This is a genomic window from Arundinibacter roseus (assembly GCF_004348825.1).
Lineage (GTDB): Bacteria > Bacteroidota > Bacteroidia > Cytophagales > Spirosomataceae > Arundinibacter > Arundinibacter roseus.
Genome location: NZ_SMJU01000013.1, coordinates 101,748 through 115,824 on the forward strand (window position 1 = coordinate 101,748; position 14,077 = coordinate 115,824).

Below are 14,077 nucleotides of genomic sequence, written 5' to 3' on the forward strand. Positions count from 1 at the left end.
AAACATTGCCCATGCCCATTAAACCCGACCATGAAGCGTTTGTCCAACCTCCAAATACCAGATATAGCGATGAGAATTTTCAAGAAAGTTTCGATTTTGGCCAGCGTTTTCCTATTTACGCAGTGCGCCACTACCTCCCCCAGTCAATCGCCCACGTTGGGAAGACCGACCGCACGTGTCGATACCCAACCCGCTGCATCAAGTCAGGAGTTGACGCTCGACAAAAGTTGTCCGCTCGATAAAGTACAGTGGTTATACGCAAGCAAAGAGGTAAACTTAGCTAAGCAACAGCAACTTGCCCAACTTATTGCGGAGGCTGCCCTTGTAGACGCCACGACTTTGGACCAAATGGTCAGTAACAATTCAAATAACCCCTTAGCTATTTCTTCCTCACTAAAAGCCCTTATTGATAAAATGGCGGAGACAAAAACGCCCGTCTCGGATGCATTTTATAAAGAGTATGTCAATAGCCGTATGACCATGTGCGCAGTAATTGAAGCTCTGCGCAACGGCTCTATTAAAAAAGATCAGAGTTCAAAAGTAGCCGGAACGGCCTTCAAAGATGTAGTAAAAACGTTTGAAAAGTTTGAGTAAGTTTAGCCGGGATAAATTTTAAAAAAGGTTTTCAAGCTCGAAAACGGGTAGAATGTAAGAATAAGGAGGTTTTCAAGGCATGTGCTCGCAGGGTACTTCACATGCGAAAATTTCAAATCAACTTCTTACCTAAACGAAATGATGATCAGGTTTTGCTTTTTTTTACTGCTCGCTGGATTCTCCATCAACAGTCAGGCTCAAGACGTCAAAGGGCTACAAGAGTATTATAGTTCTTACTTTACTATGGGCGTGGCGGTATCGCCTCGATCGCTGGCATCGGAGGCTGAGTCGGCTTTGATCAAAAAGCATTTTGGCAGCATCACCGCTGAAAATGTAATGAAGCCCGGCCCGATTCACCCCGCTGAGGATACCTACGTTTGGGGACCCGCTGATCAGGTGGTTGAATTTGCTCAGGCCAACGGCATGAAAGTTCGGGGACACACTCTGTGCTGGCACAATCAGACGCCTGACTGGTTTTTTAAAGATGAAAACGGGAACACTGCTTCCAAAGAACTGGTGCTGAGCCGGTTAAAGAAACACATTGAAACCGTGGTTGGCCGCTACAAAGGGAAGATTTACGCCTGGGACGTTGTCAATGAAGCTGTGCCGGACTCACCCGAAGGGACGTATCGGGATAGTCAGTGGTACAAAATTGTAGGGGAAGAATACATAGCCCGTGCATTCGAGTACGCTCATGCCGCCGATCCTGACGCGATCCTTTTTTATAATGACTACAATACCGAACAGCCAAAAAAGCGGGAAAAGATTTTAACCATCGTTAAAAAACTGCTCGCAGACGGCGTACCGATTCATGGCGTAGGCTTGCAGGGACATTGGTCCATCAATGATCCTTCGGCTGAGGAACTTGAAAAATCCATCAACTCTTTTGCAGACCTGGGCCTGACAGTACAAATCACAGAATTGGACGTTTCGGTTTACTCGAACAGTCCCGAAGAGCGTTCGGCTACGGCACCACAGGCCGGAGTTTTTACACCTGAGCGGGAACAAAAACAGCTGGAACGCTACAAAATGATCATGGAGGTTTGTCGGAAAAATAAGGACAAGCTCAGCGGCATCACCTTCTGGAATGTATCCGATCGGACTTCATGGCTTGATAACTTTCCGGTACGGGGAAGAAAGAATTTCCCACTTCTATTTGATCAAAACCTACAACCTAAAAAGGTGTTTTTTGAAGTAACTTCTTTTGAAAAGTAACGAATGAGCAATTAGCTCTTTGCCATCAGCTTGTTTAAATAGTTGATTTTCAAGAATTTATTGCTCTGAAAATCAACTATTTAAATGTATTGGAGCCTAAATTCTTTAAAATAACCTACGCCTAGAAATTATTTCGGATACCAAAACTCAGCTGCGGGCTCAGGAACAGAAAATCGGGCAGCAGCTCGGTGTAGCCACCTCCTTCCAGAAAAAAGGAAGTGGTTTTCATGCGGGAAAAATATTCCAGACCAACGGTTCCGCCCGGCCCCAGCGAAATACTTTTAGGATACGAAACCTCCGCCGTCATTGCCGAAGGATCAGGATAGTAATGCCGCGCGTTGATTTGTCCGCCAAATCCTGCGTAAGCCGTCATTCGATTATTTATAAATGGAACGTACCATAAGTACGTCACATTCAGCATCACTCCTACCGATTGGTAAGTACCTTTGCGGTATACCCGGTTTTTTCCAACCAGGCCACCATAAGTTCCAAGGGCAATATCCAGTGCATTGCGGTCTCCGTATTTCCGAAGATTCAAGGCGGTTGGTTCCCCAAGTTTTGCGCCAACGGCCCAGCGTCGTGGTTGGGCAAACGTGCTGACAGACAAACCTGCCACCAGAAATAGCAACATATAAATTCTCATATTTTCTTTCATTTAGTAAACGGCAAGTACATGGAAGTCTTTTCTAAAAAAAGTACGCCAGACCAAGTAAAAGAGGGTTTATCAGGGAGTTGCGTGAAGAAACCTGCAAAATGAGGCCAGGCCAGTAAGGTCGGCTTCTCTTTATTTTGTACAAAATACGTTGTTTGGCGGGTGATTTATTTTTACTATTGTAGGCAAATTTCTTCTACCATTACCATAACCAGGCTTGTAGTGGCTACTCGTTCAACCAGTAAAGTATTCAATCCCAAAGACTTAATCGCCTATTTTTTAGTAGCCGGCACCGGGGCAGTCGTTCAGTTAGTTTCAAGCAGCCTCATTCAGGATTGGTTCGATATTTCCTTTCAGCAATCGATTTGGCCTTCCTACCTTATTTCTTTGGTGGTTGGTTTTACGCTTACCAAATTGTTTGCCTTTGACGCCCGGAAAACAAATCAGACCAATCGGGAGATGGTGAAATTTTTGATGGTTGCGCTTTTCTCCGGCTTTGTTACTGATATCACGACCCGGCTTGCCTACTTCGTATCAAGCAGCTATTTCCAGATTTTTGAACTGCAAATCCCTTTCTCTCACAAATTGGTAAACGTCAACGAAATGCTATGCTATATTTTTGGCATGGGGTGCAGCTTCGTTAGTAACTACACCCTGCACAAAACCTTTACCTTTAAGAGTACCGGATTTTACGACCGCCTGAAAGCTTTAATTCGCTGATTTTCAAACCAACATTCTGGAATCACATTCTTTCCAGAATAACAGCTGAGGCTCCGCCGCCGCCGTTGCAGATGGCTGCCAGGCCATAGCGTCCCTGTTTCTGCTGCAAAACGTTGACGAGCGTACCCATGATTCGTGCCCCCGAAACACCCAACGGATGCCCCAACGAAACTGCCCCACCAAACAGATTTACTTTTTCCGGCGAAAGACCAAGCGCTTTCATGTAAGCCAGCACGACTACTGAAAAGGCTTCGTTCACTTCAAAAAAATCAATATCCTGCAAGGTTAAACCTGCCCGTTGCAAAACCTTTTTTGTAGCAGCGATAGGCGTTGTTGTAAACCAAAGCGGCTCTTGTTCGGCATCGGCGCTTGCCACTACACGAGCCAAAGGTTTGAGATTTAACTCCTTTACTTTCTGTGCACTTGCCAAAATGAGCGCTACGCCGCCATCGTTGATGGTTGAAGCATTGGCCGCCGTCACGCTGCCATCGGGCGAAAACACTGGACGGAGGGTCGGAATTTTTTCAAAATTGACTTTTTTAAATTCCTCATCTTCCTGTATCAAAATCGGACTTCCTTTGCGTTGTGGAATTTCTACGGGTACAATCTCCTCCCGCAAATACCCTTTTTCGGTTGCCTCGGCGCTTCGTTTATACGATTGAATAGCGTAGTCATCCTGCGCCTCCCGTGAGATTTCATGTTTTTCCGCCGTGCGGTCTCCACAAACACCCATCGCCACGTGGTCGTATGCGTCCGTCAGTCCATCTTTCGACAACCCGTCAATAATTTCCCCATTGCCGTAGCCATAGCCGTAACGTGCTTTGGGAAGATAAAAGGGAATTTGCGACATATTCTCCATGCCACCGGCTACTACGAGTCCCGCTTCTCCCAGCCGAATGGACTGCGCGGCAAAAGCAGCGGCTTTCATACCCGAAGCACATACTTTATTGACCGTCGTACAGGTGGTTTGGTAGGGAAGCCCGGCCCAAAGTGCCGCCTGCCGGGCAGGTGCCTGACCGACATTGGCCGACACGACATTGCCCATAAAAACTTCTTCGATGAGCAAAGAATCCAACACAATTTTTTCCAAAGCACCTTTGATGGCAAGTCCGCCAAGCTGCGTAGCCGGAAGGCCCGACAAGCTACCGCCAAAACTTCCGAGCGGCGTGCGCGCCATTGAAACAATGTATACTTCTTCTGACATGATTTAAATATGTTGATGAATGATAGATGAAAGGATTTATTCAAAAATAGAAACTTTCCCCAAAAATAAATCCTTATACTCCTTATTCAGGAACGTTGCGGGCGCTGGTATCGTATCAATAAAGGGAGAGATTCTCATGAGATATTCTTGGAAAATCAATAATTCAGTTGTAGGTTTGTGCCCAATAATTTCATATTTTTTTTGATAGCTATTTAGTCTACCAATCTACTAAACTTAATAGACTTTGAAACCATCATCCTTAGGTCCTCCCGCGCAGGATTTGGCTCAATCGGCCAATTGGGAGCCGATTCAAGCGGTCAAAATAGCTACCGGCGACCTTTCGGAAGATCGACGCCTGGCAGCTCAGGCTCGTGAACAGGGACTTTCGGTGTGGCTTCCTGATTTACCGGATGAATCGGACTCTCTTTTTACCAATATAGTCTACCAAACCGATAGAAATAAAGGCGATTTGGCTGCTTCCTTAAATAATACAACCCCACTTCCAGCCTGGCGCAACCTGCAAAACCGTCTCATTGAGGTTGTCCTTCGGCAACGCAGCCGGACAGAAATTGCTGTGAATTTGTTTTCGGCGCTGGCGCTCATGGTGGTTGGACATTTGCTGTTTGGGTATGTCAGCGTAGATCGTCTGGGCAATGTGTGGAATTCGTTGCTGGCCGACGAAAACTTTTACTTTTATCTGCTGGGTGGCTTCATTGCTCAAATGATCGACGGCGCGCTCGGTATGGCTTACGGAGTTACGGCAACTACCTTTTTACTAACCTTAGGCGTCCCTCCTTCCGTGGCGAGTGCGAGTGTGCATTCTTCCGAAATATTTACAAGTGGAGTTTCTGGCTACATGCACCTTAAATTTGGGAATGTAAACAGCAAATTATTCAAAACACTGCTCATTCCCGGCGTTGTGGGGGCCATTTTGGGGGCTTATCTTCTGACGGCCCTTGAAGAATATATTTATATCGTAAAGCCGATTGTGGCGGTTTACACCCTGATTTTGGGCGTGCTTATTCTCAAAAAAGCCTTAATGAAACGCATTGAAAAACGTCCGTTTAAAAAAATCGGTTGGCTGGCCATGTTGGGCGGTTCGCTGGATGCCATTGGCGGCGGCGGCTGGGGGCCCATCGTTTCATCTACCCTCATTGCGCGGGGCCGTCATCCGCGCTATACCATCGGGTCGGTAAACCTTACGGAGTTTTTTGTTTCGCTGGCCAGTTCAGTAACGTTTGTAACGCTGATCGGCTTTTCGCACTGGCAGGTGATCGTAGGATTGATCCTGGGGGGCATGGTAGCGGCACCAATTGCGGCAACACTATCGCGCAAATTGCCGATAAAAACCATGATGATTCTGGTCGGAATCGTGGTAATTGTGGTAAGTTTGAGGATTATTTATACCGTCATTCAAAGTAATTTTATGTAAATAAGCGTGTAAGAAAAGTCAACTCCCCTGCCCTCCGGCTTCATTTGGCTTTATCTTGATACACACGTTTTTTTCTTCCTGACTCATGAAAAAACAAACCAAAGTAATCCGGACGCAAACTACACAAACTCAGTACCGCGAGCATTCCAGTCCGCTGTTTTTGACCAGCAGCTTTACCTTTGAAACTGCCGAACAGGGCAAAGCGCTGTTTGATGAAACCGAGCAGGGCAATTTGTACAGCCGCTTTTCGAACCCTACTGTACAAGAGTTTGTCGACAAGGTGTGTATGCTCGAAGACTGCGAAGACGGGGTGGCTACGGCTACGGGCATGGCCGCTGTGTTTGCCAGCCTTGCCGGAATCCTTCAGGCAGGCGACCACCTGATCGCGAGCCGCGCGTTGTTTGGTTCGGCACATCAGATCATTACCCAAATCCTGAGCAAGTGGAATATCACGCATACCTACCTGGACGCCTCCGCACCCGAGGCCGACTGGGAAGCCGCCGTGCAGCCCAACACCCGGATGATATACATCGAAACGCCTTCGAATCCCGGCCTGGAACTGGTCGATATGGAAATGATTGGCCGCCTGTGCAAAAAGCATAACCTAATTTTTAATGTAGATAACTGTTTTGCCACGCCGGCCCTGCAAAATCCGGTTGATTTTGGCGCGCATTTGGTGGTGCATTCGGCTACAAAATTCATGGAAGGTCAGGGGCGTGTATTGGGTGGTGTGGTAGTTGGGGAAGCGGAGTACATCAAACCTCTGCGGTTTTTCTGCCGCCAAACCGGCCCGTCGATGTCGCCTTTTAATGCATGGGTTTTGTCCAAAAGTCTCGAAACGCTGGATTTGCGCATGGAAAAACACTGCGACAATGCCCTGAAACTGGCGCAGGCCCTGGAACAGCACCCGGCGGTAAAGCAGGTAAATTACCCTTTTCTGCCCTCGCATCCGCAGCATGAGCTGGCATTGCGGCAAATGAGCGCTGGTGGTGCCATCGTGACGATTGATCTGGAAGGTGGTTTTGAGCGTGTATCGGCCTTTATGAAAGCGCTGCAAATTCCTTCGCTTTCATCCAACCTTGGCGATACCCGAACCATCGTGACCAACCCATATACAACTACTCATTCCAAGTTGAAACCGGAGGAGAAAAAAGCCTTGGGAATTACCGAAGGATTGATTCGTATTTCGGTCGGACTGGAAGCGGTGGAAGATTTGATTGAAGATTTTGCGCAGGCTGCCGAGGTGAGCGCCCAACTGGTAGCGCACGTATGAAGCAACAGATTGTCCAACTAGCCCTGCTGGTCAATGACTACGATGAAGCTTTGGATTTTTATATACAAAAATTAAGGTTCGAGCTGATTGAAGATACAGTCATGAGCGAAACAAAACGGTGGGTGGTGATTGCCCCGCCGGGCTCGGACGGATGTAGGCTTTTGTTGGCAAAGGCCGCTACACCGGAGCAGGAAACGAGGGTTGGCAATCAGACGGGCGGTCGGGTGTTTTTATTTTTACATACCGATAATTTTGAACGGGATTATCAAAATCTCATCGCTCAGAATATTTCGATTGTCAGGCCACGAAGTGAGGAACCTTACGGAACAGTAGCCGTTTTTGAAGATTTGTACGGGAATTTGTGGGATTTGATAGAACCAATAAAAGAGTAATTTAAGAAAATGATACGTCAGGAAAACTTTACGGTTGACTCACTCACCGAACTCCTCCGCGGAAAAACGGAGGTTGAATCTTTGCAAACACTAGCCGAACTTTTTCCCGGCGAGGTTTCCTTTTCCAGCAGCCTTGGTTTTGAAGATCAGGTAATTACGGATCATATTTTGGCAAATCATCTTCCAATACGCATTTTCACGCTCGACACCGGAAGACTTTTTGAAGAAACTTACAAGACCCTGCAACGAACCAACAACCGCTACGAAACCAAAATTGAGGTCGTTTTTCCCAAAAACCCTTCGGTCGAAAACCTGCTGAATCAAAAAGGGCCGTACAGCTTCTATGATTCCGTTGAAAACCGTAAAGAATGTTGCTTTATCCGCAAAGTGGAACCGTTGAATCGGGCGCTGCAAGGGGTTAAAATCTGGGTGACAGGCATTCGGGCTGAGCAGTCGGGCAACCGTCAGGACATGCCGCAGGTGGAGTGGGACGAGGCGCATCAGCTGTTTAAATTTCACCCGCTGCTGCACTGGACTTTCGAGGACGTAAAGGCCTATGTTTCCAGCCGAAACGTTCCTTACAATCCACTGCACGACAAAGGATTTGTGAGCATTGGCTGTGCACCCTGTACACGTGCGATCATGGAAGGAGAAGATTTCCGCGCCGGACGCTGGTGGTGGGAAGATGAAAGCAAAAAAGAATGCGGTCTGCACGCCCGTTGACCATACGTATCTGATTTAATAAACAGCAGTAGTTCATGGAAAGAAATTTTAAATCAAAATTTTCCCAAAAAACTACGCACGGAACACTACCAAAACTATGACCAATACATTTGATTACCTCGATCAGCTCGAAGCCGAAGCCATCTATATTATGCGGGAGGTAGCCGGGCAATTTGAACGCCCTGCCCTGCTATTTTCGGGTGGAAAAGATTCCATTACGTTGGTTCGGCTGGCGCAAAAAGCATTTGCTCCGGCAAAAATCCCGTTTACGCTGGTACACGTAGACACAGGCCACAACTTCCCGGAAGCGATTCAGTACCGCGATGAACTGGTAGAAAAAATCGGTGCAAAGTTGGTGGTTCGCTACGTGGAAGATACCATCAAGGCCAAAGGCTTGCAGGAGCCTACCGGAAAAAATGCGAGCCGTAACTGGCTGCAAACATACACGTTGCTGGATACTATCGAAGAATTTGAATTTGATGCCTGCATCGGCGGTGCCCGGCGAGACGAAGAGAAAGCCCGTGCCAAAGAACGGATATTTTCTTTTCGGGATGAATTTGGACAATGGGACCCAAAACGGCAGCGTCCTGAGCTTTGGAATTTGTTTAATGGCCGGATTCATAAAGGTGAAAATGTTCGCGTTTTCCCAATTTCCAACTGGACAGAACTTGACGTGTGGTCGTATATCAAACGTGAAAATATTGACCTGCCTTCCATTTATTTTGCTCACGAGCGCGAATGCATCCTGCGTGATGGCCGTCTGCTGAATCATACGCCCGTCATTCAGCCCGACGAGAACGATCAGATTGTTACCCGCCGGGTTCGGTTCCGTACCGTTGGCGATATGACCTGTACCGCCGCCGTAGAATCTGACGCCGCTACCCTCGACGAAGTAGTGGCTGAAATCACGATTTCCCGCATCAGCGAGCGGGGCGAAACCCGAATTGACGATCAGCAAACCGAAGCAGCCATGGAAGACCGGAAAAAAGGAGGCTATTTCTGATACTCCAAACTACGTAGTGTTGGTAGTTATCAGACATTCTTTTTTTCTTTTTCCAACTTTCAATCTTTCTTTTTTTGACTCATGGATTTACTAAGATTTATAACCGCAGGCTCCGTAGACGACGGCAAAAGTACGTTGATCGGGCGACTGCTTTTTGATACAAAAAATATTCTGGCCGATCAGATGGAAGCCATCGAAAAAGCCAGCAAAAGCCGCAACGACGGAGAAATTGACCTCGCGCTGTTGACCGACGGCCTGCGCTCCGAGCGGGAACAGGGCATCACGATTGATGTAGCCTACAAATATTTCCAAACCCCCAACCGGAAGTTTATCAGCATTGATGCCCCGGGGCACATTCAGTATACGCGCAACATGGTGACGGGCGCTTCCAATGCCGACCTTGCCATAATTTTGGTAGATGCCCGGCAGGGAGTTGTGGAGCAAACCCGCCGACATTCGCTCATTGCCGCGATGTTGGGCATTCCGCATGTAGTAGTTGCCATAAATAAAATGGATTTGGTGGGCTATTCCGAAGATCGTTTTCTGGAAATCGCGGCTGATTATAATTCCCTTGCCCAAAAACTGAAAATAAAGGACCTTTCCATAATTCCGGTAAGCGCGTTGAATGGTGATAATGTGGTCGACAAATCTGCTCATATGCCCTGGTACAATGGCGATACCATGCTGACGGTCCTCGAACAGGTGAATGTACTGAAAGATCTTAACCTGAATGACGGCCGTTTTTCGGTACAGTACGTGATTCGCCCGCAAACCGCTGAACTACACGACTACCGGGGGTATGCCGGACGTATTCAAAGCGGTACGTTTCGTCGGGGAGACCGCATCATGGTGCTGCCGTCTGAACAAACATCGACCATTGAAAAAATTGAAATTGGTGGCAATGAAGTAGATGAAGCCTTTGCCGGTCAGTCAATTACCATTTCACTTACCAACGATATTGACATCAGCCGGGGCGATATGCTTATCACTGCCGACTATCAGCATCCTGTGGTGAGTCAGGATCTGGAAACGCTGATTTGCTGGATGGACGACCGCAAGGAACTGAAAGTTGGGGGCAAATTTACCCTGCAACATGGCACCACCCGTACCCGCTGCTCCGTACGCAGCATTGATTATCGCATTGATATTAATTCTTACGAACAACTGGAAGGCATCGAAAGCCTGAAACTGAACGATGTAGCCCGTGTGGTATTACGCACGGCGCAGCCTATTGCCTACGATCCGTACCTTCAAAATCGTACCAATGGTGCAGCGATTCTCATCGACGAAACGTCCAATGTGACGGTCGGTGCGTGTATGATCGAATAATTTCATCCCAAATTTTGATTAAAACGGAACTCCCAACCCGTTTTAATAGTTGAGTTTTAATATACTAATCCGATAGACTATAAGATTTTATATCCTTATGAATACTCTGAAAATTACCGAAAATGTATCGACCGCTGCACAGCGAGATATTTTTGAACTTCAAAGAAAAATCGGTGCATTCACGGACGGAGAAGGAAGCGAAGAAGCTTTCCGGAAGTACCGTCTGGCGCGCGGCGTGTACGGTCAACGGCAGCCGGGCGTTCAGATGATTCGGATAAAACTGCCTTATGGCCGCGTCACGGCGGATCAACTCGTGCGCATTGCGGATTGTTCGGATGAATTTGCAACCGGAAATCTCCATGCAACCACTCGTCAGGATATTCAGCTGCATTTTGTGAAACTTTCGGATTCGCCTCAACTTTGGGCCAATCTGGAAGATGCCAACATTACGCTACGCGAAGCCTGCGGAAATACCGTACGGAACGTAACTGCCTCATCAACAGCGGGTATTGATCCCGATGAACCGTTTGACGTAACTCCTTACGCACAGGCTATTTTTGAGTATTTTCTAAGAAATCCTATTTCGCAGGAAATGGGGCGTAAATTCAAAATCTCGCTTTCTTCTTCCGAAAAAGATTCTGCCTTTGGATTCATGCACGATGTGGGGCTGATTCCACGACTGACTCAAAATGCACAAGGCGAACTGGTCAAAGGATTTAAAGTACTTATTGGCGGTGGATTGGGCGCACAGCCTTTTCCGGCACAGGTTGCCTACGAATTTTTACCCGAAGATCAGGCAATTCCGTTCACAGAAGCACTCATTCGGGTGTTTGACCGCTATGGCGAAAGAACCCGCCGACACAAGGCCCGCATGAAGTTTTTGCTGAACGATTTGGGCCTTGAAACTTTACTCGAAAAAGTGCAGGAAGAATGGATTGCCCTCAAAAGCAAACGACTTCCGGTGGCACCGTTGGCCTTTGACTGGCAAAATCTGCCGGAGCGCACGCCGCTTTCAAGCGAGGAAATCGCAGCGCTTGCCGCAGAGAAATTAGCAGCCGAAGCCATGGATATTTTCCCCAAATGGCTTGCTACCAATGTTTTTGAACAAAAACAAAAAGGATGGTATGGCGTACAACTGCGGGTACTATTGGGCGACATGTCCTCAGACACGGCGCGCGCACTTGCCGAAATCGTACGGCAACACGCAGCGGACGACATTCGGGTGACGGTCAATCAGGGCTATTTGCTACGGTTTGTGAAAGCCGAAGATCTCCCGGTTTTGTTTGAAAAGCTACATGCGCTTGGCCTGGCTGAGCCGGGTTTTGACAGCACGGCTGACATTACTACCTGCCCCGGAACCGATACCTGCAACCTGGCGATTTCGAGCAGCTACGGCATTACCCGGGCGCTGGAAGTAATGATGAAAGAGGAATATCCTGACCTGATTTATAATAATGATATAAAAATAAAAATCAGTGGGTGCATGAATGGTTGCGGACAGCACAGCGCCGCCAACATTGGTTTTCACGGGAGTTCCATTAAGAACGGCAAGCTGGTTTTGCCTGCCTTGCAGGTGCTGCTCGGCGGAGGATTTACGGGTGTCAGCGAAGGACAAATTGGGGATAAAGTCATTAAACTTCCTTCCAAGCGTGGTCCCGAAGCGATGCGCTATTTGCTGAGCGACTATCAGACTAATGCCTTTGAAGGTGAATACTTCAATCAGTACTACGCTCGACAAACCAAAAATTATTTTTATCAACTTCTTAAACCGCTTGCCGATCTTTCTAAGGTACAGGACGACGAATACCGCGATTGGGACCACGACGAGCTGTTCAAAACCGAAGTAGGTGTGGGCGAGTGCGCCGGAGTAATGATTGACCTTGTGGGCACGACGCTCATTGAAGCAAACGAAAAATTGTCACTTGCGCACGAAATGCTTGCGGAGGGAGTTTGGGCCGACGGAATTTACCATGCCTACAATACTTTCATCACCGGTGCCAAGGCGCTGCTGATTGGTGAAGGCATTGCTACCAATACGCAATACGGATTGGTGAAAGAGTTTGATACTCAGTTTGGCAAACAATTTTATACCTCCGAAAATGAAACTCCATTTGCTGAGGTTGTTTTCAGTATTAATAAAAACGAACCTACCGAAGCCTTTGCCCGGACGTTCGTAGAGGCCGCCGGAGAGTTTTTGGCAAAGGTGAAAGAAGTACGCGACAAACAATTGGCCGAAACCGGAGCGCCTGCCTTGCAGGAGCTTACGTTTGGACAGGACAGCTAATTTGACTTTACTCATGAAATTATATCTTATTGGTGCCGGTCCCGGCGATCCGGAACTGATTACGCTGAAAGCTGTAAAGCGACTGCAACAGGCAAAAGTGGTGTTGTACGATGCGCTCATTCATCCCGAACTGCTCGACCACTGCCCCGATACTTGTGTGAAAGTACATGTCGGTAAGCGATTTGCGCAGCACAGTTGCAGTCAGGACGTAATTAACTACATGATTGTGGAGTATGCCTTGCAACATGGCGAAGTCGTTCGGCTCAAAGGCGGTGATCCGTTTGTGTTTGGGCGGGGCTACGAAGAAGCCGAATTTGTGGCGCGACACGGCATTGCTACCGAAATCATTCCCGGCATATCGAGTAGCTACGCAGTTCCTGCGTTGGCGGGCATTCCGCTCACTTCCCGTGGCGTAAGCGAAAGTTTTTGGGTGGTAACCGGCACCACACAGGCACATCAACTCTCGTCTGACCTTGCCTTGGCGGCGCGCTCCACGGCCACTGTGGTGGTGCTGATGGGCGTTCACAAGCTTCCTGAAATCGTTGAAATTTATACGGAGCTTGAAAAACTAAACGAACCGATTGCGATTATCCAAAATGGCACACTTCCGAATCAGAAAATTGTAACCGGAAAAATCAGCAACATTTTGCCATTATCCCAAATCAGCGGCATTGGTTCTCCTGCCATCATTGTCATTGGCCGGGCGGCGGCTCTGCCCGATGCGGCTTTGCAGTGCGTCAGGCAGGTAGTTGCCAAGCCGGATTTGATGTCGTAAGTGGAATTTATAAAGTACAACAAAAAGGGCCTTTGGATGAAGGCCCTTTTTGTTAAAAATTTTGCAAAAAAATAAATAGTTAACAATATCAGGAAAACCAACTCAGCACCCAGGTCCAGTCAAGGTGAATTCCTTTTTGTTGAAATTCAAGGATATAGATCATTCCGGCCAAAAACAAATAGCTCACAAACAGCCATTTTTTCTTCTGCTCGTAGCCTGCCGGGTTGTGTACATATTCAAAAACCATGGAAGCAGAAAAACCCACGACCATAAACAAAATACAAATCGCGCCCGCATCCTGACGGTAATGATGAAACGTACGCAGCGCCGGCGCTCCGAGGGCAAGGTAGACAAGCCACATGCCAAAACCCGTCCGATAGAGGTACATGCTGAGTCGTCGGTCATTTTTAATATCGAAAATCCCTTCAAACATAGCGGTATACATTTTTTATTGATTAGTGAAGTTAGTAATCTTCGGGAA

14 protein-coding genes are annotated in these 14,077 nt (G+C 47.6%); 11 read left to right on the forward strand and 3 right to left on the reverse strand.

Going from position 1 to position 14,077, the window contains the following annotated elements:
* Window positions 1-69: 69 nt before the first annotated feature.
* Window positions 70-594, forward strand: coding sequence for a hypothetical protein (locus tag EZE20_RS18955; RefSeq protein WP_132120629.1), 525 nt, complete (start codon window positions 70-72; stop codon window positions 592-594).
* A 138-nt stretch (window positions 595-732) separates the two neighbouring features.
* Window positions 733-1,809, forward strand: coding sequence for an endo-1,4-beta-xylanase (locus tag EZE20_RS18960; RefSeq protein WP_228713883.1), 1,077 nt, complete (start codon window positions 733-735; stop codon window positions 1,807-1,809).
* A gap of 121 nt (window positions 1,810-1,930) precedes the next feature.
* Here the strand turns inward: EZE20_RS18960 and EZE20_RS18965 are convergent, their stop codons facing one another.
* Window positions 1,931-2,452, reverse strand: a complete 522-nt coding sequence (locus EZE20_RS18965) for a hypothetical protein (protein ID WP_132120631.1) — start codon at window positions 2,450-2,452, stop codon at window positions 1,931-1,933.
* Between the two features lie 231 nt (window positions 2,453-2,683).
* On the opposite strand from EZE20_RS18965, the gene EZE20_RS18970 reads away from it, so the two are divergent.
* Window positions 2,684-3,181, forward strand: coding sequence for a GtrA family protein (locus tag EZE20_RS18970; RefSeq protein ID WP_132120633.1), 498 nt, complete (start codon window positions 2,684-2,686; stop codon window positions 3,179-3,181).
* A gap of 22 nt (window positions 3,182-3,203) precedes the next feature.
* Here the strand turns inward: EZE20_RS18970 and EZE20_RS18975 are convergent, their stop codons facing one another.
* The gene (locus EZE20_RS18975) at window positions 3,204-4,385 is read right to left on the reverse strand and encodes an acetyl-CoA C-acyltransferase (RefSeq protein WP_132120635.1); all 1,182 of its coding nucleotides are present in this window, start codon (window positions 4,383-4,385) and stop codon (window positions 3,204-3,206) included.
* A 244-nt stretch (window positions 4,386-4,629) separates the two neighbouring features.
* On the opposite strand from EZE20_RS18975, the gene EZE20_RS18980 reads away from it, so the two are divergent.
* The 8 genes from EZE20_RS18980 (at window position 4,630) to cobA (ending at window position 13,596) form a co-directional block, all read left to right on the forward strand.
* Window positions 4,630-5,817 carry a sulfite exporter TauE/SafE family protein gene (locus EZE20_RS18980; protein WP_228713885.1) on the forward strand — a complete coding sequence of 396 codons (1,188 nt, stop codon included), beginning with the start codon at window positions 4,630-4,632 and terminating at the stop codon, window positions 5,815-5,817.
* Between the two features lie 85 nt (window positions 5,818-5,902).
* Entirely contained in the window at window positions 5,903-7,090 is a 1,188-nt protein-coding gene (locus EZE20_RS18985) for a trans-sulfuration enzyme family protein (RefSeq protein ID WP_132120637.1), read from the forward strand.
* Window positions 7,087-7,482 (forward strand): VOC family protein, encoded by a 396-nt coding sequence (locus EZE20_RS18990; RefSeq protein ID WP_132120639.1) that lies wholly within the window; start codon window positions 7,087-7,089, stop codon window positions 7,480-7,482. The genes EZE20_RS18985 and EZE20_RS18990 overlap by 4 nt, the downstream gene beginning before the upstream one ends.
* 9 nt (window positions 7,483-7,491) lie before the next feature.
* Entirely contained in the window at window positions 7,492-8,205 is a 714-nt protein-coding gene (locus EZE20_RS18995) for a phosphoadenylyl-sulfate reductase (protein WP_132120641.1), read from the forward strand.
* Window positions 8,206-8,263: 58 nt separating this feature from the next.
* On the forward strand, window positions 8,264-9,208 hold the full coding sequence (gene cysD / locus EZE20_RS19000) for a sulfate adenylyltransferase subunit CysD (RefSeq protein WP_262709663.1): 945 nt from the start codon (window positions 8,264-8,266) through the stop codon (window positions 9,206-9,208).
* Window positions 9,209-9,289: 81 nt separating this feature from the next.
* Complete coding sequence (locus EZE20_RS19005) at window positions 9,290-10,537, forward strand: sulfate adenylyltransferase subunit 1 (protein ID WP_132120645.1); 1,248 nt, start codon at window positions 9,290-9,292, stop codon at window positions 10,535-10,537.
* Between the two features lie 97 nt (window positions 10,538-10,634).
* Window positions 10,635-12,821 (forward strand): nitrite reductase, encoded by a 2,187-nt coding sequence (locus EZE20_RS19010; RefSeq protein WP_132120647.1) that lies wholly within the window; start codon window positions 10,635-10,637, stop codon window positions 12,819-12,821.
* 13 nt (window positions 12,822-12,834) lie between these two features.
* On the forward strand, window positions 12,835-13,596 hold the full coding sequence (cobA, locus tag EZE20_RS19015) for a uroporphyrinogen-III C-methyltransferase (RefSeq protein WP_132120649.1): 762 nt from the start codon (window positions 12,835-12,837) through the stop codon (window positions 13,594-13,596).
* An 88-nt stretch (window positions 13,597-13,684) separates the two neighbouring features.
* On the opposite strand, the gene EZE20_RS19020 is transcribed toward cobA, so the two are convergent.
* The gene (locus tag EZE20_RS19020; protein ID WP_132120745.1) at window positions 13,685-14,029 is read right to left on the reverse strand and encodes a hypothetical protein; all 345 of its coding nucleotides are present in this window, start codon (window positions 14,027-14,029) and stop codon (window positions 13,685-13,687) included.
* Between the last annotated feature and the right edge of the window lie 48 nt (window positions 14,030-14,077).